The 18,856-nt window shown below is 72.9% G+C and carries 19 protein-coding genes; 13 read left to right on the forward strand and 6 right to left on the reverse strand.

Translation table 11 applies throughout. The annotated features are described in order from the left end of the window. The first annotated feature begins 108 nt into the window (after window positions 1–108). Window positions 109–447 carry a hypothetical protein gene (locus tag GA0115233_RS22075; RefSeq protein ID WP_093722003.1) on the forward strand — a complete coding sequence of 113 codons (339 nt, stop codon included), beginning with the start codon at window positions 109–111 and terminating at the stop codon, window positions 445–447. 150 nt (window positions 448–597) lie between these two features. Here the strand turns inward: GA0115233_RS22075 and GA0115233_RS22080 are convergent, their stop codons facing one another. Beyond that, complete coding sequence (locus GA0115233_RS22080; protein WP_176711897.1) at window positions 598–1,008, reverse strand: pyridoxamine 5'-phosphate oxidase family protein; 411 nt, start codon at window positions 1,006–1,008, stop codon at window positions 598–600. Window positions 1,009–1,128: 120 nt separating this feature from the next. On the opposite strand from GA0115233_RS22080, the gene clpB reads away from it, so the two are divergent. After that, entirely contained in the window at window positions 1,129–3,726 is a 2,598-nt protein-coding gene (gene clpB / locus GA0115233_RS22085; RefSeq protein ID WP_093722004.1) for an ATP-dependent chaperone ClpB, read from the forward strand. Window positions 3,727–3,741: 15 nt separating this feature from the next. Here clpB and GA0115233_RS22090 read toward each other — a convergent pair whose 3' ends face one another. Next, window positions 3,742–4,224: a hypothetical protein gene (locus GA0115233_RS22090; RefSeq protein ID WP_141689551.1), complete on the reverse strand. Its 483-nt coding sequence runs from the start codon at window positions 4,222–4,224 to the stop codon at window positions 3,742–3,744. A gap of 121 nt (window positions 4,225–4,345) precedes the next feature. Between GA0115233_RS22090 and GA0115233_RS22095 the strand changes: the two genes are divergently transcribed. Further along, window positions 4,346–4,876 carry a YbjN domain-containing protein gene (locus GA0115233_RS22095; protein ID WP_093722006.1) on the forward strand — a complete coding sequence of 177 codons (531 nt, stop codon included), beginning with the start codon at window positions 4,346–4,348 and terminating at the stop codon, window positions 4,874–4,876. 48 nt (window positions 4,877–4,924) lie between these two features. Here the strand turns inward: GA0115233_RS22095 and GA0115233_RS22100 are convergent, their stop codons facing one another. From GA0115233_RS22100 to GA0115233_RS22115, 4 genes are read right to left on the reverse strand one after another with little or no spacing between them, the layout of a single operon-like run. Then, a complete protein-coding gene (locus GA0115233_RS22100; protein WP_093722007.1) occupies window positions 4,925–6,217 on the reverse strand; it encodes a cation:proton antiporter in 1,293 nt (430 codons plus the stop codon). Between the two features lie 26 nt (window positions 6,218–6,243). Next, on the reverse strand, window positions 6,244–6,429 hold the full coding sequence (locus tag GA0115233_RS22105; RefSeq protein ID WP_093722008.1) for a hypothetical protein: 186 nt from the start codon (window positions 6,427–6,429) through the stop codon (window positions 6,244–6,246). A 47-nt stretch (window positions 6,430–6,476) separates the two neighbouring features. Beyond that, window positions 6,477–7,301: a class I SAM-dependent methyltransferase gene (locus GA0115233_RS22110; RefSeq protein WP_093722009.1), complete on the reverse strand. Its 825-nt coding sequence runs from the start codon at window positions 7,299–7,301 to the stop codon at window positions 6,477–6,479. Then, entirely contained in the window at window positions 7,298–8,632 is a 1,335-nt protein-coding gene (locus GA0115233_RS22115; RefSeq protein WP_141689552.1) for a cytochrome P450, read from the reverse strand. The genes GA0115233_RS22110 and GA0115233_RS22115 overlap by 4 nt, the downstream gene beginning before the upstream one ends. Before the next feature lie 431 nt (window positions 8,633–9,063). Here GA0115233_RS22115 and GA0115233_RS22120 point away from each other — a divergent pair, with 431 nt between their 5' ends. From GA0115233_RS22120 to GA0115233_RS22165, 10 genes are all read left to right on the forward strand, one after another. Then, entirely contained in the window at window positions 9,064–9,432 is a 369-nt protein-coding gene (locus GA0115233_RS22120) for a hypothetical protein (RefSeq protein WP_093722011.1), read from the forward strand. A 43-nt stretch (window positions 9,433–9,475) separates the two neighbouring features. Next, entirely contained in the window at window positions 9,476–10,423 is a 948-nt protein-coding gene (locus tag GA0115233_RS22125) for an ABC transporter ATP-binding protein (RefSeq protein WP_093722012.1), read from the forward strand. Continuing rightward, window positions 10,414–11,304, forward strand: a complete 891-nt coding sequence (locus tag GA0115233_RS22130; protein ID WP_093722013.1) for an ABC transporter permease — start codon at window positions 10,414–10,416, stop codon at window positions 11,302–11,304. The genes GA0115233_RS22125 and GA0115233_RS22130 overlap by 10 nt, the downstream gene beginning before the upstream one ends. Before the next feature lie 22 nt (window positions 11,305–11,326). Continuing rightward, window positions 11,327–12,550 carry a cytochrome P450 gene (locus tag GA0115233_RS22135; RefSeq protein WP_093722014.1) on the forward strand — a complete coding sequence of 408 codons (1,224 nt, stop codon included), beginning with the start codon at window positions 11,327–11,329 and terminating at the stop codon, window positions 12,548–12,550. A gap of 51 nt (window positions 12,551–12,601) precedes the next feature. After that, window positions 12,602–13,831, forward strand: coding sequence for a flavin monoamine oxidase family protein (locus GA0115233_RS22140; RefSeq protein ID WP_176711898.1), 1,230 nt, complete (start codon window positions 12,602–12,604; stop codon window positions 13,829–13,831). After that, complete coding sequence (locus tag GA0115233_RS22145; protein WP_176711899.1) at window positions 13,828–14,754, forward strand: Rieske 2Fe-2S domain-containing protein; 927 nt, start codon at window positions 13,828–13,830, stop codon at window positions 14,752–14,754. Before GA0115233_RS22140 ends, GA0115233_RS22145 begins: the two co-directional genes overlap by 4 nt. Continuing rightward, the gene (locus GA0115233_RS22150) at window positions 14,751–15,713 is read left to right on the forward strand and encodes an alpha/beta fold hydrolase (RefSeq protein ID WP_176711900.1); all 963 of its coding nucleotides are present in this window, start codon (window positions 14,751–14,753) and stop codon (window positions 15,711–15,713) included. The genes GA0115233_RS22145 and GA0115233_RS22150 overlap by 4 nt, the downstream gene beginning before the upstream one ends. Before the next feature lie 33 nt (window positions 15,714–15,746). Further along, window positions 15,747–16,814, forward strand: a complete 1,068-nt coding sequence (locus GA0115233_RS22155) for a hypothetical protein (RefSeq protein ID WP_141689554.1) — start codon at window positions 15,747–15,749, stop codon at window positions 16,812–16,814. Continuing rightward, complete coding sequence (locus tag GA0115233_RS22160; protein WP_093722019.1) at window positions 16,724–17,332, forward strand: VOC family protein; 609 nt, start codon at window positions 16,724–16,726, stop codon at window positions 17,330–17,332. Before GA0115233_RS22155 ends, GA0115233_RS22160 begins: the two co-directional genes overlap by 91 nt. 233 nt (window positions 17,333–17,565) lie before the next feature. Then, the coding region (locus GA0115233_RS22165) for an NAD(P)/FAD-dependent oxidoreductase (protein ID WP_093722020.1) at window positions 17,566–18,856 on the forward strand (1,291 nt) is incomplete at its 3' end.

Consider the following 18,856-nt stretch of genomic DNA (forward strand, 5'->3'; position numbering starts at 1 on the left):
CTGGGTCGTCGCGGCCTCCGAGACGCCGGGTGACAGCTCGTGGAGCTCCTCCAAGGCGCCCGGTGACAGCTCCTGGAGCACGGACGACAGCAGCTGGAGTGCTCCGGCATGACCACCCCACCCGACGACCGAACCTTCCGTCGCGAAATGGCCACCGCCTACCGCTCCGGATGGCACTTCATCGATCTTGTCACCGCGATCCCCCACCCCGGTGACTCGTTGATGGTGACCGTCTTCGGAGAACCGGTCGTCGTCACCCGGGACGAGGACGAGGACGTGCGGGCCTACCGGTGCCTGCGCCGGCCCCGGGGCGCGCCGCAGCCCGTGCGATGCGCCATCCGCTACGGAATGATCTTTGTGAACCTGGACCAGCGGGACCACCAGCAAGTGGTGGACCCGGGGGTCCCGGCACCCCGGACCATCTCAGCCACCCCCCGCAGTGCCTGACGCGATTCCCCCGTCGTAAAAGATCGCTCAGGTGCTTCCCCCCGCAGCGGCGTCACCGTGACCTGAACACGGTGACGCCGCTGTGTTTTGCGGGACATTTCCGGTTATCAACCAAAATCCGCGGTGGCCGGAAGTCGACGGGCGGGCGGTTCAGCCGCGTCCCATGGCCCGCTCCAGCTCGATCTCGATCACCACGCGGTCCGGATTGGGGGCGGGCATGCGCTCGTAGCGCTCGGCGTAGCGCTCCACGGCGTCCGCGACCCGTTCCGGCTCGGTGCGCACCCGCGCCCGCCCCTCCAGCGTCGCCCACCTCCCGCCGTCCACCTGGCACACCGCGACCCGTGCCCCGTCCGGCCCGGCGGCCAGGACATGGGCCACCTTCCTGCTGTTCTTGTTCGTGATCACCCGGGCCAGCCGTGCCCCGGGGTCGTAGGTCACGCCCACCGGCACCACATGGGGGCTGCCGTCCGGTCGCAGCGTCGTCAGCGTGCACAGGTGCCGTTCCCGCCAGAAGCTGAGGAACGGGGTGTCGGGCGCGCCCGGGTCCACGGAGTGAGTCATGGTGCCGGAACTTAGTCCGCGGAAGCCTCCCGGCACATACTTGAGTGGAATAGACTCAACTTTGTGTACGTTGGATGAGTCAGCGTGGACAGGGCTGTCGAACAGGAGGAGAGCGCACACGTGGACGCAGAGCTGACCAACAGGAGCCGGGAAGCGATCAACGCGGCCGGTAACCGGGCGCTGACCGAGGGGCACCCGGACCTCACGCCGGCCCATCTGCTGCTGGCTCTGCTCCAGGGCCAGGACAACGAGAACATCACCGACCTGCTCGCCGCCGTCGAGGCCGACCAGGCCGCCGTGCGTTCCGGCGCCGAGAAGGTGCTCGCCGGGCTGCCCAGCGTGACCGGGTCCACCGTCGCCCCGCCGCAGCCCAACCGGGAACTGCTCGCCGTGATCGCCGACGCGCAGGCCAGGGCCAAGGACCTCGGTGACGAGTACCTGTCCACCGAGCACCTGCTCATCGGTATCGCCGCCAAGGGCGGCCAGGCCGGGGACGTACTCTCCCGGCAGGGGGCCACCGCGGAGAAGCTGCTGGAGGCGTTCAGGAAGGCAAGGGGAGGACGCCGGGTGACCACCGCCGATCCGGAGGGCCAGTACAAGGCCCTGGAGAAGTTCGGTACCGATCTGACGGCCGCCGCGCGCGAGGGCCGGCTCGACCCGGTCATCGGCCGGGACCAGGAGATCCGCCGGGTCGTGCAGGTGCTGTCGCGCCGTACGAAGAACAACCCCGTGCTCATCGGCGAGCCCGGCGTCGGCAAGACGGCCGTCGTGGAGGGGCTCGCCCAGCGGATCGTGAAGGGGGACGTGCCCGAGTCGCTGAAGGAGAAGCGGCTGGTCGCGCTGGACCTCGGCGCGATGGTCGCGGGCGCCAAGTACCGCGGTGAGTTCGAGGAGCGGCTGAAGACCGTGCTCGCGGAGATCAAGGACTCCGACGGGCAGATCATCACCTTCATCGACGAGCTGCACACCGTCGTCGGCGCCGGTGCGGGCGGCGACTCCGCCATGGACGCCGGGAACATGCTCAAGCCCATGCTCGCCCGCGGTGAGCTGCGCATGGTCGGAGCCACCACGCTCGACGAGTACCGCGAGCGGATCGAGAAGGACCCGGCGCTGGAGCGGCGCTTCCAGCAGGTGCTGGTCGCCGAGCCGACCGTCGAGGACACCATCGCGATCCTGCGCGGGCTCAAGGGCCGCTACGAGGCCCACCACAAGGTGCAGATCGCCGACAGCGCGCTGGTCGCCGCGGCCACCCTCTCCGACCGGTACATCACCTCCCGCTTCCTGCCCGACAAGGCCATCGACCTGGTCGACGAGGCCGCCTCCCGGCTCCGTATGGAGATCGACTCCTCGCCCGTGGAGATCGACGAACTCCAGCGCGCCGTCGACCGGTTGCGCATGGAGGAGCTGGCGCTGAGCAAGGAGACCGACCCCGCCTCCCAGGAGCGCCTGGAGCGGCTGCGCCGCGACCTCGCCGACAAGGAGGAGGAGCTGCGCGGCCTGACCGCACGCTGGGAGAAGGAGAAGCAGTCCCTCAACCGGGTCGGTGAACTCAAGGAGAAGCTCGACGAGTTGCGCGGCCAGGCCGAACGGGCCCAGCGCGACGGCGACTTCGACACCGCCTCCAAGCTGCTGTACGGCGAGATCCCCTCCCTGGAACGGGACCTGGCCGCCGCCTCGCAGGCCGAGGAGGAGGCCGCCAAGGACACCATGGTCAAGGAGGAGGTCGGCGCCGACGACATCGCCGACACCGTGGCCGCCTGGACCGGCATCCCCGCCGGGCGCCTGATGGAGGGCGAGACGCAGAAGCTGCTGCGCATGGAGGAGGAGCTGGGCAAGCGCCTGATCGGCCAGTCGGAGGCCGTGCAGGCCGTCTCCGACGCGGTACGGCGCACCCGCGCCGGCATCGCCGACCCGGACCGGCCCACCGGTTCCTTCCTCTTCCTCGGCCCGACCGGCGTCGGCAAGACCGAACTGGCCAAGGCGCTCGCCGACTTCCTCTTCGACGACGAACGGGCCATGGTCCGCATCGACATGTCCGAGTACGGCGAGAAGCACAGCGTGGCCCGCCTGGTCGGCGCCCCGCCCGGCTACGTCGGCTACGAGGAGGGCGGCCAGCTGACGGAGGCGGTGCGGCGTCGCCCGTACTCCGTGGTCCTGCTGGACGAGGTGGAGAAGGCGCACCCCGAGGTCTTCGACATCCTGCTCCAGGTGCTGGACGACGGACGGCTCACCGACGGCCAGGGCCGCACGGTCGACTTCCGCAACACCATCCTGGTGCTCACCTCCAACCTGGGCAGCCAGTTCCTGGTGGACCCGATCAGCAGCGAGGAGGAGAAGAAGGAGCAGGTGCTGGAGGTCGTGCGCGCGTCCTTCAAGCCGGAGTTCCTCAACCGCCTGGACGACCTGGTGGTCTTCTCCGCGCTCACCAAGGACGAGCTGTCCCGTATCGCCCGCCTCCAGATCGACCGGCTGGCCAAGCGGCTCGCCGAGCGCCGCCTCACCCTGGAGGTCACCGACGCGGCCCTGGCCTGGCTCGCCGACGAGGGCAACGATCCGGCCTACGGCGCCCGCCCGCTGCGCCGCCTGGTCCAGACGGCCATCGGCGACCGGCTCGCCAAGGAGATCCTGGCGGGCGAGATCAAGGACGGGGACACGGTCCGGGTCGACACCTTCGGCGACGGCCTGATCGTGGGCCCGGCGACCGGGAAGACGCTGTAACACGGCCGGGCGCCGTCACTCGGTGGAGGCGAGGAAGCTGACCCGCGCGGTCTCGGAGTCCTTGTACTTCACCTGCACGGTGACGGTGCCCGCCCCGGCGTCGGGGTGGCCGTCGGGGTGTTCCTCGGTCAGGCACAGATCCGCCTCCAGGGACCCGCAGGGCCCCTGCTGGGGGACGGCGTCGTAGGTCGAGATCAGCCAGTCCGTCACCTCGGCGCGGGGCATGCGGAAGCGGGCGACGTAGCGCAGCTCCTGGAATCCCTGCTCCGTGCAGGGGCCGATGTTCTCGGCACTCTCGGGCAGCTCGGCGCCGCCGAAGTGCAGCACGTCGGCGCAGGGGACGTTCTGCCCCGCGTATCCGTCGTGGTCGGCCTGGAACAGTACGTAGAACACGATCAGCGCGATGAGCCCGCCGATGGCCAGGACCGGAAGCGCCAGGATCCCGGCCACGATCCCCCATCTGGTCCGTCCGGGCCCCGTTTTGAGTGTCCTGTACATGTCCCCCGCCCTCCATACCGGCCAGATCTTGTCAGCCGAAGGCTGACAGGCCCCGTCAAGGCTTGCCACCCCCTCCCCGCATGGGGGAGGATGGCGGGATCCGTACGAAGGGAAAAACACGGTGAGCATCGACCCGTCCTCGATTCCGAACTTCGGGGGCCAGCCCGAGCCGCAGCCCCAAGGACCGGCGGGCCCCGTCGTCCCGGATCAGGACCTCGTGAAGCAGCTCCTCGACCAGATGGAGCTGAAGTACGTCGTCGACGACGAGGGTGACCTCGCGGCGCCGTGGGAGCAGTTCCGCACCTACTTCATGTTCCGCGGAGAGGGAGAGCAGCAGGTCTTCTCCGTGCGGACCTTCTACGACCGCCCGCACAAGATCGACGAGAAGCCGCAGCTGCTGGAGTCCATCGACGACTGGAACCGGCGCACCCTGTGGCCCAAGCTCTACACCCACACCCACGACGACGGCACCGTCCGCCTGATCGGCGAGGCGCAGATGCTGATCGGCACCGGCGTCAGCCTGGAGCACTTCGTGTCCTCCACGGTCAGCTGGGTGCGCGCCGCCATCGAGTTCGACAAGTGGCTGGTCGAGCAGCTGGGCCTGGAGCAGGAGATCAACGACGCCGACAAGCCCGAGGGCGACGAGGAGTAACCGGCACGCCCCGCGCAAGCCCACGAGAGCCCGTCCGGGCACCGGCCGTCAGCGCCGGGTGCCGGGGCGGGCTCTCGCCGTGCCGCGGGCCCCGCGGGGCGCTGGGGCGGGGTCCGGACGCGTTCCCGTCCCGGCCAGCAGCGGTGCCGTCATCGCGGTGGTGAGCAGGGCCACCGCCGTGAGCAGGGCCAGCAGGCTGGAGTCGATCAGCCCGGCCTCGTGGCCGATCTCAAGGACGACCAGCTCGGTCAGGCCCCGCGTGTTCAGCAGGATGCCGACGGCCCAGGACTCCCGGCGCGGCAGACCGGTCAGCCGTGCCGCCAGAGCGGGACCGCCGGTCTTCGTCAGCACCGCCGCGGCCAGCAGCAGGCCCAGGACCGCGCAGGTGCCCGCGGTCGGCCGGAGCGCGCCCAGGTCGACGCCCAGTCCGAAGCCCAGGAAGAAGAAGGGCAGCAGGACGGTCCTGGCGGTGTCGATCAGGGCCGTGGCGGCGGCGCGGGAGCCGGGGCGGTGGCCGGGCGGCCAGACCAGGCCGACCAGGAAGGCGCCGATGAGCTGGTGCATCCCCACGGCCGCGGTCAGCGCCGCCGAGCAGCCGACCGCCACCACCAGCGCGGTGCCGGCCGCGCCCGGCTCGGCCCGCTCCGTCCAGCGGGCGAGCGGGCCCGCGGCGAGACGGCGCACCGGTCCCAGGAACACGGCGACGACGGCGACCGCCGCCAGGGTGCGCGCCAGGGCCTGGCCGAGGCCGGAGCCCTGCGAGAAGGCCAGGATCGCCGCGAGCGCCAGCCAGCCGCCCGCGTCGCCCACCGCCGCCGCGTACAGGCTCAGCCGGCCGGGGCGGGTACGGGTCAGGCCCAGGTCCTCCAGCATGCGGGCCAGCACCGGGAACGCGGTGATGCTGAGCGCGCAGCCGACGAACAGCGCGAAGGCGGCCCGGGGCACCCCGTCGGGCGCGTACCTGCCGTGCAGCGGCAGCGCCACCAGGGCGCCCGCCGCGAACGGCACCAGCAGCGACGCCTGGCTGATCGCCAGGGCCTGCCTGCCGGTGCCCCGCAGCCGCGCGGTGGACAGCTCCTGACCGGCCGCGAACATGAACAGGGCCAGCCCCAGCTGGGCCAGGCCAAAGAGCATGGGCAGCACCTCGGGCGGGAACAGCAGGCCCGCGAGGCGCGGGCTCACCGCGCCCAGGAGCGAGGGGCCCAGGGCGATGCCGGCCACCACCTCGCCCATGACCCGCGGCTGGCCCGCCCGTGCCACGAGGGCTCCGGCGCCCCGTGACACGGCGAGGACGACGGCGGCGGCGAGGAAGAAGTGGCCCACCGCGTCCAAGGAGAACATCACGCCGTCCCGTCCGGGGGTCGCAGTCAGTGCCGGGGTCGGCGGCTCAGGGCCAGGCCGGCGAACAGGAACACCACGCCGATGACGCCGGAGACGACGGCGGCGGTGGTCTCGGCGGGCTTCTGGCTGGCGTTGAGCACCGCGGTGACCACGCCCATCACGGCGCTGATGTAGCAGAAGATCGTCAGGAAGATGCGCAGGTTGGGGTTCATGGCGGGCTTGGTCCAATCCGTGGTGTGCGTGGGCGGTGGTGCAGTGGTCAGCGGGGTGCGATGCCGGTGGCCGTCAGGCCGAGCAGCATCACGTAGGCGTCGGTGTCCTTGCGGAAGCGGTTCCAGCGGTCCGCGGCCAGCGCGAACTCGGCGAGGGTCAGCGCCCCGGAGGCCACCAGCGGCTGCAGACGGCCGGGGCCCAGGTGCGGGGCGAAGTCCTCGGTGGGCCGGTCGTCGTTGGTGGTCGCGAAGGGACGCAGCGCCACCTCGGCGTACCCGGCCGAGCGCAGCAGCCGGGTCAGCCGCCGCCCGATCATGCGGTCGCCGCCCGCCGACGCCTGGGCCTGCGTCAGCTTGGCGTGCACGGAGGCGAGTTCGGGGAAGGCCGGGTCGGCCAGCCCCCAGCAGGAGGCGTCCACCTCGGTGACCACGATGCGGCCGCCGGGACGCAGCACGCGCAGCGCCTCCGTGAGCATCGGGAGCGGGTCGGCGAGGTGCTGGAGTACGTACCGCAGCAGCACACAGCCCGCGAAGCGGTCGGGGAGCGGCAGGTCGGCGCCGTCCGCGACGATCAGGTCGGCGCCGCACCCCTCGGCGTGCGCGAGGAGGTCGCCGTCGACGTCGACGGCGGTCACCGGCAGGCCGGGCAGCGCCGCGCGCAGCCGCCGGGTGACCGCCCCGGACCCGGCGCCGATCTCGACGAGGGGGCCGCACGACTCGTCGACGCCCGACTCGCGCAGGACCCGCAGCTCCTCGTCGAAGGAGAGCGCGGCCTGCGCCTCCAGCCGGGCCAGTTCACCGGCCAGGCCGCCGGAGGTGGTGGCCGCGGGATCGTAGGAACCGGCGGCGGGACGGGCGGGAGTGGTGGTCATCGGGGCCTCGCAGTCATTCGCATGCCGTACTTGGGGCGCAGGGTCACCAGGGCCTCCGGCTCCACCCGGAAGCCCGGCTCCACTTCCAGCCGGGCCGAACGCATCAGGACGGCCAGCACCAACGTGGCCTCCACCAGGGCGAGATGGCGTCCGATGCAGGTGCGCTCGCCGCCGCCGAAGGGCAGGTACAGATGGCTCGGCAGGGCGGAGGTGCCGGCGAACCGGTCGGGTACGTACGCATCGGGCCGCTCCCAGTGGTCCGGGTGGCGGTGCAGGACCCACTGGCTGACGCAGACGAGCGCCCCGGCCGGGATGTCGTACCCCTCGATGCTGTCCGGGCCGACCGCGCGGCGGGAGATCAGCCAGACCGGCGGGTAGAGCCGCATCGCCTCCTCCACGGCCCGCCGGCAGTGCTCCAGGGCGGGCAGGTCGGCGGCGGTCGGCGTGCGGTCGCCGAGCACCCGGTCGACCTCGGCGCGGACCCGGTCGGCCTCCTCCGGGTGCCGGTCCAGCAGGTACAGGGTCCAGGTCAGCGCCTTGGCGGTGGTCTCGTGGCCCGCCATCACCAGCGTCAGCACCTGGTCGCGCAGGGCGTCGTCGTCGAGCTGCCCGATCATCGCGTCCAGCAGGGAGGCGTCGGCCGCCCCGGCTCCGGCCGCGCGGCGCGAGGCGATCACCGTGCGGGCGATCAACTGGAGGAAGGTGCGGGCCTGTACGTATCCGCGGCGGCGCAGCGCCGTGTCCTCGGGGTCCGGGTCGGGGTCGGGTACGTAGTGGCCCATGAAGCGGTTGGCCGCGTCCACGGCACGGCCGAAGCCCTCGCCCGCCGTGCCCAGGTCCACGCCGAGCACCGCCCGGGTGAGGATCGCCAGGGTCAGCGAGGTGAGGTGGTGCTCGACGGGCAGGACGGCGCCCTCGCGCATGGCGGGCCGCCAGCGCCGGACCAGGGCCTCGGTCTCCTCGGTGATGATCCCGTCGAAGGTGGTGACGGCGGTACGGCGGAAGGCCGGTGCGCACAGCTTGCGCTGGCGGGCCCATTCCTCGCCGTTGCTGGTGAGCAGACCGTTGCCGAGCAGCGGGCGCAGCATCGCGTCGTCCGGGGTGTTCGCCTTGGTGTAGTTGGCGACGTTGTCCTTCAGTACGTGCCGTACGAGATCGGGGCGGTGGAGCATGAACACCCGCTCGCCGTCGCCGAGATGGCTGGTGATGTCGCCGTACTCGCGGTGCATGCGGGTCACGAACTCCAGCGGGTCGGCCCGCATGCGCGCCATGTCCACGGGTTTCTCGGGCCCCGGCGGGACAGTTCCCGCGGCGGCGGTGCTGGGTTTCACGTGAACCTCCGTGGATGGTGGGCCCGGGATACGTAGGCCCCATTACGTATGTGCGGTTCCGCAGTACGTATCGGCGTGCGTAATTCCGTAATCGGTGGGCGAATTCCCGCTGTCCCGCTCCGCCTGCCTTCCGGACGGGGCGCGGCATGAGAGTATGCGTTTCGCCTGGTGGCGCCGACCGCTTCGGTGACACGGCCGGTCGGGGCCACAGTAACTCCCGTACCGGACAGGCTCAATGCTTACCCGAAACGGCGCGATACTCACGTTTCCGCGGCCGAAGTACTCACATTTCCAGGAGGGTTGGATTACGTCTCTTTGCGTCTTGGCGGGGCGATTCGGAGCGTGTGAATCTTTTCTCGTCGCCGGCACAACGACCGAATCGCAAAGCGCGCCGACCAAGCGCGGAAAAACGTAAGGAAGGGAGAGTTCACATGGCCCTCGATCCGCAGCAGCGGGCAGAGTTCGTGAACGCCTACACCCGCGTCCTCATCAGCTCCTGGTCCGACGAGTCGTTCGCCGCCCGGCTGCAGTCCGAGCCGCGCACGGCGCTCGCCGAGGCCGGCCTGGAACTCCCGGCCGACGCCGAGGTCGTCATCGTCACCCAGGCCCCCGAGGGCCACGAGGAGGGCAACCTGGACGTCCAGGTCGGCCTCTGGGAGCAGGGTCTTGAGACCGGCCGCTACGAGTTCCATGTCCCGGCCACCCCGGCCGTGGACGCCGCCGAACTGAGCGAGGGCGACCTCTCCGACGTCGCCGCGGGCTGCAACTACTGCTGCTGCCCCTGCTGCTGCTGCACCTGATCGGCAGCCCCACGCAACCGTTCCCACTTCGCTGGAGGGTTCCATGCCCACTGCGCCGACGGGACATCCCGTCTCCGTCCGCGGTCTTTCCAAGGACTACGGTGACGTCCACGCGGTGCGGGACATCAGCCTCGACATCCATCGGGGCGAGGTGTTCGCACTGCTCGGGCCGAACGGCGCGGGAAAGACCACGACCGTCGACATCCTGACGGGCGTGCGGCAGCGCACCAGCGGAGATGTGCGGGTCCTCGGCCACGACCCGGCCGAGGACCCGCGGGAATGGCGGGCGCGGATCGGCGTGGTGCCCCAGACGGCGGGCGCCTACGCGGATCTGACCGTGCGGGAGGTCGTCAGCCACTTCGCCGCCATGTACCCGGCGCCCCTGCGCACCGAGCAGGTGCTCGACATGGTCGGTCTCGGCCGGCACCACCGCACCCAGGCCCTGGCGCTCTCCGGCGGCCAGCAGCGTCGCCTCGACGTCGCCGTGGGCGTCGTCGGGGACCCCGAACTGATCTTCCTGGACGAGCCCACCACCGGGCTCGACCCGGTGGCCCGCCGGGAGGCGTGGGAACTGGTCCGCTGGTTCGCCGACCGCGGCCGCACCACCGTGCTGACCACGCACTACCTCGACGAGGCGGAGGAACTGGCCCAGCGGGCCGGAGTCGTCGTCGGCGGACGGCTGGCGGCCTGCGCCCCGCTGTCCGAACTGGGCGGCCGGGACAACACCCGCACCCATGTCTCCTTCCGCCGTACGGCCGCGCTGCGCGACCGCGCGCTGCCCGCGCTGCCGCCCGGCACCGAGACGGCCCACGACGACACGTCGGACACCGTCACCCTGCGCACCTCGGAACCCTCCGGGGTGCTCTCCGTGCTGCTGCCCTGGGCGCGCGAGGCGGGCAGCCCGGAACTGCCCGAACTGCGGGTGCACCGGCCCACCCTCGAAGAGATCTATCTGAACCTCATCGACAGGGAGACCGTCGCATGCCCCTGACCGAGGCCGCCGCCACCGCTCAGCCCGCCGCGCCGGCGCCGTCCGCCGACGGGCCGCCCGGGGCAGGTGCCGTGACCTTCGGGGCGCGGGCCCTGGTCAGAGCGAGCGCCGCCCGGTCGGGCGTCGAACTGAAGGCGTTCTTCCGCAACAAGCAGTCCCTGGTGTTCACCCTGTTCTTCCCGGTGATCCTGCTCGTCGTCTTCGCGTCGATCTTCTCCGGCAAGGTGGAGGGCACCGACACCGACTTCCGGCAGGTCTTCATGTCCGGGGTGATCGCGGCGGGCGTGATGAGCACCGCCTTCTCCGGGCTCGCCATCAACATCGCCGTCGAGCGCGACACCGGACTGGTCCGGCGGCTCGCGCTCACGCCCATGCCGAAGACCGCCTACTTCATCGGCAAGATCGTCCGGGTCGTGGTGACCACGGCCCTGGAGACGGTCCTGCTCATCGGCATCGCCGCCACCGCCTTCGACCTCGAACTGCCGCACACCGCCGAGCGCTGGGCCACCCTCGGCTGGTGCCTGGCGCTGGGCACCGCGGCCTGCGCGCTCGCCGGGACCGCCTACAGCGCGGTCATCCCCAACAGCCGCTCCGCGTCCGCCGTCGTCACACCGGTGTTCATGGTGCTCCAGTTCATCTCCGGCGTGTTCTACCCCTTCGACAAGCTGCCGCTGTGGATGCAGAACACCGCCGCGCTGTTCCCCGTGAAGTGGATGGCGCAGGGCTTCCGTTCGGTGTTCCTGCCCGACTCCTTCACCGTCGTGGAACCGGCCGGTTCCTGGGAACTGGGGCGCGTGGCACTCGTGCTGGCCCTGTGGGCGGTCGGCGGTCTGGTGGCGACCACCCTGACCTTCGGCTGGCGCGGCCCGCGGGTGCGCTGAGTCCGGGAAGGAGCAATCGACGATGACGACGACACCCGGGCTGCCCTCCGGCATCGCCCACCCCTTCTCCCCGGCCGGGCGCATCGATCCGTATCCGGCGTACGACTGGCTGCGCGCCCACGCGCCGGTGCACCGCGACCCGATGAGCGGGATGTGGCTGGTCACCTCGCACGCCGACTGTGTCGCGCTGCTGAAGGACCCCGCGTTCTCCGCCGCCGCGGGCCAGCGCGAGCGGGCCCGCGACGACGACCTGCCGGTCTCCATGCTCACCACCGACGGCGCCGACCACGCCCGGCTGCGGGCCCCGGGCGCGCTGCTGCTCGGACCGGCCGCGCTGGCCTCGGTCGAGGACGCCGTCGCCGCCGACGCCGACGCGGTGCTCGACCGGGCGGCCCGCGCGGGCACCCTCGACGACGCCGTGGAGCAGCTCGGCGTACCGCTGGCCACGGCCGTACTGGGGCGGCTGTTCGGGCTCGGCGAGGACGACTGGGGGACGCTGGCCCAGCTGGCCCGGGCCGTCTCCGTCAACCTCGACCCGCTCGCGCCGCCGCCCGTCGCCCGGCTGGGGCGGGCCGCGATGGGGGAGCTGACCCGGTTCCTCGACGCGCACGCCGAGCAGGCCCCGCCGTCCCCGCTCGCCCGGCTCGCCGCCGACCCCCGGCTCACCCGGCAGGAGATGCTCGGGGTGCTCGGTCTCGCCGTGGTCGGCGGCTGGCAGCCGCTGGCCGAGTCCATCGGCAACGCCTTGTACTGGCTGCTGCCCCGCCCCGACGCCCGGGCCGCGCTGCGCTCCTCCGACGCGGAAGGCGCGCTGACGGCCATGGACGAACTGCTGCGCCTGGAGGCGCCGATCCCCTTCACAGCACGGGTCACCCTGCGCGAGGCGACCCTGCCGGGCGGCACCATTCCCGCCGGGCAGCGGGTGCTTGCGGTGCTCGCGGCGGCCAACCGCGACCCGGCGGTCTTCACCGACCCCGCCGAGCCGGTCTTCGACCGCACCCCCAACCCCCACCTCGCCTTCGGTGGCGGCCCCCACTTCTGCCTCGCCGCCCGCCTGGTACGCCAGGCAGGCGCCCTCCTCCTCACCCGCCTGGTCCACCGCTTCCCCGACGCCAACCCCGGTTCGTCGACACCGAGTTGGGCGCCGACGCTGATTCCGCGGCGGATCACGGGGCTGAGCGTGGAGCTGGGGGCCGACGCGGGCACCGGGCGATGTCCCGTGACGGGGGCGGGGGTCGGCGCATGAGCGAAGTCGTGGTGATCGGGGCGGGGTCGGCGCATGAGCGGGGGTTCGGGAGTGTCTGAAGTCGTGGTGGTCGGGGCCGGGGTCGCCGGGCTCGCCTGTGCGGTGCGGCTGGCCGAGGCCGGGGTCGACGCACAGGTACTGGAGGCGCGGTCCCGGACCGGGGGACGGGTACGCAGCTTCCGGCCCGCCGACGGAGGGCCCGCCCTGGAACTGGGGGCGCAGATCGTGCACGGGGACCGCAACCCCGCGCACACCGTCCTCGGGCCGCTGCCCGCGTTGCCCCGGCCGACGGCGGCGTACGTCGTCAGCGGGCGCACGGCGCGGCCGATGGCGCTGCTCGCCCGTGGGGGCTGCCCGCCCTGGCTGGCGGAGGCCCGGCTCGCCGCGTACCGGGAGGGCTCCGTCAGCGTCGGCTCCTGGCTGACGACCCTCGGGGCGGCTCCGGCCGAGGTCGCGGTGGCCCGGGAGTGGTTCCGGCAGACCTGGGCGGCCGACCCGGGGCGGATCGACGCGGCGGCGGCGGGGCTGGCGATGCGTCAGGACCCGGGAGGGCGCGGCGAGTTCACCGTGCCCGGCGGGCTCGATCTGCTGACCGCGCGGCTGGCCGAGCGGGTTCGGGTACGCACCGGCGTTCCGGTGCGCCGGATCGCGGTGGAGCCGGACGGCTCGGGCGTACGCCTGGCCACCGAGGACGGCGAGACGACCGCGTCGCAGGTGGTCGTCACCGTGCCGCCCGCCGTTGTGGACCGCGGACTGCTCACCATCGACGGGCTCGACGAGGACCGACGGGCCGCCGCCCGCACCCTCGCCCCCGGCGACGCGTACTGCGCCGTCGTCACCCTGAGCGGCCCCGCACCCCAGGACATCTCGGTGTTCGACGCCGACGGCGCGGGCGGGTTCCTGTCCTGCCGGCGCGGCCGCCCCGAGGTGACCGTCGTCGCCAAGGACACCGCGGCGGCCTGCGTACGCGCGGCGGCCGGCGCCGCCGGACAACTGGCGGCCCTGCTGGCGGTGGCGCTGCCGTGGACCGCCGCCCTGGACATCGTGGCCGTGGAGACCGCGGACTGGTCCGCCGAGCCGTTCAGCGGCGGCGGGTTCTGCGCGCCCGGACCGGACTCCACGGCGGCGGCCGAGCGCTGGGCGCGTCCGCTGGGCGGGCGGCTGTTCTTCGCGGGGGAGGCCGCCGTGACGGGCCGCGCGCTGCCGTGGCTGCAGGGGGCGTACGCCGACGGGCGGCGGGCCGCCGAAGAGGTACTCAAGGCAAGGAAGCAGGGACAGTGAACGTCCACTCGGGCTGGTACTTGGCCGCCTTCACCTCCGAACTGGAGGGCGACGTGGCCCCGTTGGACATCGGCACCCGACGGCTGGTCGCCGTGCGGACCGGCGGTGCGCTGCGGGTCTACGACGCGGACTGCCCGCACCGCGGCGCCCATCTCGGGCGCGGCGGCCGGGTCGAGGGCGGCTGTCTGGTCTGCCCGTTCCACGGCCGCCGCATCGGCCTGGGCCGCCCGGAGCGGGAGGGCCCGAGGCCGTGGGTGCGGGAGCACGAGGTGATCGTGTGCGGCGAGGCCGTCTTCGTGCGGCTCACCGACGGGCCCGACGACGACCGCGGGATGCGCGCCACGCTCAAGGAGCTGGCCGGCACCCACCCGCTGGTCCGGGCGGTCGCCCGCCCCGTCGCGGCCGCCGCCGACCTGATCGTCGAGAACGCCTTCGACACCGAGCACTTCACCGCCCTGCACAAGGTGTACCGGGTGCGCGGAATGCGCCACCGCGACGGTGCCCACGGTGAGTTGGTGATGGACGGCGAGTTCCCGATGCCCGCCTCGCCGTGGCGCGGCAGGCCCGGCGCGCCCGCCGCCGAACCGTACGTCCCGCGCTTCCACGCGCGTGCCTTCAGCCCCGCCGTGGTGGTGACCGAGTTCGGACCCGCCGACGAGGTGCACATCATCGTCACCGGCGCGGTGCCGGACGCCTCGGGCGGCTGTGTCGCCCGGGTCGCCATCGGGGTGCGCGAGGGCCAACAGGCCGCGCTGCCCGCCCTGATCGCGGGCAGCGAGCGCGCGCTCGCCGAGGACATCGACGTATGGGAGCACCTCAATCCCGCCGTGGTGCCCCGGTACGACGAGGCGGACGCGGCCGTGGTCGCGTACCGGGCCTTCTGCGAGGGCTTCACCGACCTCGGCACCCCGGGGGCGTCATGACCGTACGCCGATGCGCCACCGACCCCGACTGCGCCGCCTGTACCGCCGCGGCCGGGCCACTGCCGGGGGAGACCGGGGCGACCCGCGACGGGCTGCGCGTACGCACCTGGGGCGGGGACGGCCCCACCGTGCTGTGGGTGCACGGCTACACCATGGACGCCACGCTCTGGCGCCCCCTGTGGCGTCTGCTGCCCGGGCTGCGGCACGTCGGTGTCGACCTGCCCGGCCACGGCGGCTCCGCGCCCCTGGACCCCGGCACGACGCTGCCCGCGCTGGCCGCCCGGGTGCTGGAGCTGGCCCGCGCCGAGGGGGCGCGGCGCTGGGTGGGCCTCTCCTTCGGGTCGACCGTGACGCTGCAGATGGCCCTGGACGCGCCCGGCGCCGTGGACCGGCTGGCGCTCGGCGCGCCCACTCCGGCCGGCGGACCGCCGGACCCGGCCGCCCGCAAGCGGTACATCGAGCTGCTGATGCTGCGCCGGATGCGCGGCCCGGCCGCCGCCGACCAGCTGGCCGACCTGTGGATGGCCTCGCCCCCCGACATCTTCCGGGGCACCGAGGCGCACCCCGGCCTGCGGTCCCGCATCCGGGCCGTGGTGGCCCGCCACTCCTGGGCCGAACTCGACAACGGCGCCATGGCCGCGCTCAGCGCCCACACCCACCCGCCCGAGGACCTGTCCCGGATCACCGCCGACACCCTCGCGCTCACCGGCGCCGACGACATGCCGGTCTTTCACTCCAACGCGGCGCTGCTGGCGGCCGAGTTGCCCCGCTGCCGTACGGAAGTGGTTCCGGACGCGGGTCATCTGCCGTTTCTGGAACGACCGTTGGCGGTTGCACCGGTTCTGGCCGCGCACCTTGCGGGCGGGCCGGTGAGCACAGAGCATGTACGGGACCTGCGCGCGACGACCACAAACGCACCGAGAATCAAGGAATTTATGGGCGAGGAGCCGCCTGTATAGAGTGATCGAAGACCAAACGGGGGCTAGGGGGACATGCCGGAATTCGTGCTTGAGTTCTTCGGGACACTGCTTCATGTAACGGGGATGGAAGGCCCCGAACTGTCGTACTTCTTCGGGCCGCATCTGCTCGGACTGCGCAAGACGCCGGAGAAGGAGAAGGCGTCACTGACCGTGCACCTCGGACAGCGGTCCGGGTCGGGCGGGCGCGGGGTGCGGGTGTTCGGCCCGGACGGAAGGCTGCTGCGCCGCTGGTCCTTCCACGGCATGGGGGGCATTCCGCCGCTGCTGCCGCCGTTCGCGGCGATGAACGGGCAGTACGCGGTGGTCCAGGCGGCCGTGCTCGCCGAGGGCGACCGGGTGGTCGCGCTGATCGGCGGCGTCGGCTCGCCGCGCAACTCCGTCGCCCTCGCCCTGGGCGGGCGGGGCTGGCGGATGGTGTCGAGCCAGTACCTGGTCGTCGACCGTGCCACCGGGCACACGCTGCCGTACCAACTGCCCATGGAACTGCGCGGTGTCGACCTGGACGCGGTGCGCGCCGCCGGTCTCGCCGACGGCCCGGACGCCGTCGACGCAACGCCCGGCGGTCCCACCGCACTGCCGGGTCTCGGCGCCGCCGAGGACGGGGGCGCGTACGCCTGGAGCGGGGACCTGCGCCGGGTGCAGTCGCCGCTGACCGGCCCGTACCTCCAGGTCCGTCCCGAGCGGCTGCTGGCCACCGTGGACCGGGGCGCCCGCCTGGGCCCGGCCCATCTGGTGCGGCTGTGCTGCACCGGCACCGACCGCTGCGAGCTGGAGGAGTGGGACGTCACCCCGTCCGTCTGGCCGCCGGAGGCCGCCGACGGCCTGCCCGCGGCCTCCCGCCTGCGGCTGCTGCTGCCCGGAACGCGCAGCGCCGACGAGGCCGCCGACCTGCTCCACGAACGACTGACGTCACTGCCCGCCGCGAAGGGAACCGTCCTGTGCCCCGCCGAACCTCGTACACCGAGGGAACACCCTGCTGGATCGACCACGTGGGGGTCGACCCGACCGGCGCCAAGGAGTTCTACACAGCCCTCCTCGGTTGGGAGTTCCGACCCGAGGGCGGCCGTGGCTACCACCTGATCCTGCTCGGCGGCGAGATCGTCGGCGGGCTCGGGCCGAGCCCGATGGGCCCCCGGTTCGGGTCGTCCTGGAACGTCTACCTGGCCGCGAAGGACCTCGACGCGGCCGGTGAACGGGCCGAGCGGCACGGGGCCCGGCTGCTGGCGCGGGGCGTCCCGGCCGGCGGGGACGGCAGGCTGAGCCTGGCCGTCGACCCGCAGGGGGCGCCGTTCGGCCTGTGGCAGGGCATGCGCGAGGAGGGCGTCGTCCTCGTCGACGAGCAGGGCGCCCTGGCCGGCGCGGTGCTGCACTCGCCCGAGCCGGAGGACTCGGCCGCCTTCTACGGGGCCGTGTGCGGCTCGGACGCCCGGATCGAGAAGGGCTCCCCGGCGCGGTGGATGCCGCTGCTCGGGGCCGACGCCCCGGACGCCTTCGAGGAGCGGGCGCGGGCCGCGGGGGCGACGGTGCTCGCGCCCGGGGTGCTTGCCGACCCGTGGGGAGCGGTGTTCGGGGTGGCGGACGTGGCGGTGCCGCGGTAGGCCGTGTCCGCGACCCGGCGGGCGGGCGCGGCGCGTACGTATCGCGCGCGATACGTAATATCCGCGCTGCGCACCGCTGTCCGTTCTCCGGGCCGTGCTTCCCGTGCCAGGGTCTTGGGTGGGGAGCGAAATTCCGCGCGCCGCGAGATTCCGGTTCGCTGTCCCCTGCGGAATTTCCGTACGGAATTCCAGTGCGGCACGCGGCTGTCATGCCACCGGGGGAAGGGAAACGAATGGCACCCGAAATCGTGGTGATCGGCGGTGGACCGGCCGGTTCCATTTCGGCGGCTCTGCTGGCCCGGAACGGTGCGCGGGTCCGGCTGCTGGAACGCGCGCATTTCCCGCGCTATCACATCGGGGAGTCCGTGGCGACGTCCTGCCGCGCCATCATCGAACTCGCGGGCGCGCTGGAGAAGGTGGACGCGCGCGGCTACCAGGTCAAGGAAGGGCTGCTGCTGCGCTGGGGCGCCGAGCGCGACTGGGTGGTCGACTGGCCGGAGATCTTCGGCACCGGCGCGCAGACCTCGTGGCAGGTGGACCGCGCCGACTTCGACCACGTCCTGCTGCGGCACGCCGCCTCCCAGGGCGCCGAGGTGACCGAGGGCGCCCAGGTCAAGCGGGTGCTGTTCGAGGACGGCCGGGCGGTCGGCGTGGAGTGGACGCACGAGGGCGTCACGAGCATTACGCGCGCCGACCACGTCATCGACGCCTCCGGGCGGGCCGGGGTGCTCTCCGCGCGCCACTTCCGCGACCGCCGCCAGCACGACGTGTTCCGCAACGTCGCCGTCTGGGCCTACTACAAGGGCGGCAGCCTGCTCCCGCGCACCCCGCGCGGCGGCATCGACGTCATCTCCTCGCCGGAGGGCTGGTACTGGGTCATCCCGCTGGCGGACGGGATGTTCAGCGTCGGCTTCGTGACCCACCAGGACAACTTCCTGCGGCGCAGGCAGGACTGCCCCGACGTGGAGCGGCTGTTCCTCGACTTCGTCCAGGAGTCCGACACCGTGCGGGAGTTGATGGCCGACGGGGAGTTCCAGCACGACGTGCGCGTCGAGCAGGACTTCTCCTACGCCGCCGACAGCTTCTGCGGGCCCGGCTACTTCCTCACCGGGGACTCCGCCTGCTTCCTCGACCCGCTGCTGTCGACCGGCGTCCACCTCGCCATGTACAGCGGCATGCTCTCCGCCGCCTCGATCCTCGCGCTGCACGACGGGGACGTGGCCGAGCCGGAGGCGCTGTCCTTCTACGAGACGCTGTACCGCAACGCCTACGCGCGGATGTTCTCCATGGTCGCGGGCTTCTACGAGCAGTACCGCGGCAAGGCCACCTACTTCTGGCTCGCGCAGCGGCTGGCCCGCGGCCGCTACCCGGAACTGGTGCGCCGCCCCGAGCCCGTGCCGATGCGCTCGGCGCCGGACAGCGAGGCCTTCGCGGCGCTCACCGCCGGCGCCCTCGACCTCGACGACGCCCGCCGGGCGGGCGGCGCGGATCCGCTGGCCGCGGAGGTACTGGCGGCCCAGGTCG

Source organism: Streptomyces sp. DI166 (assembly GCF_900091315.1).
Taxonomy (GTDB): Bacteria; Actinomycetota; Actinomycetes; order Streptomycetales; family Streptomycetaceae; genus Streptomyces; species Streptomyces fuscus.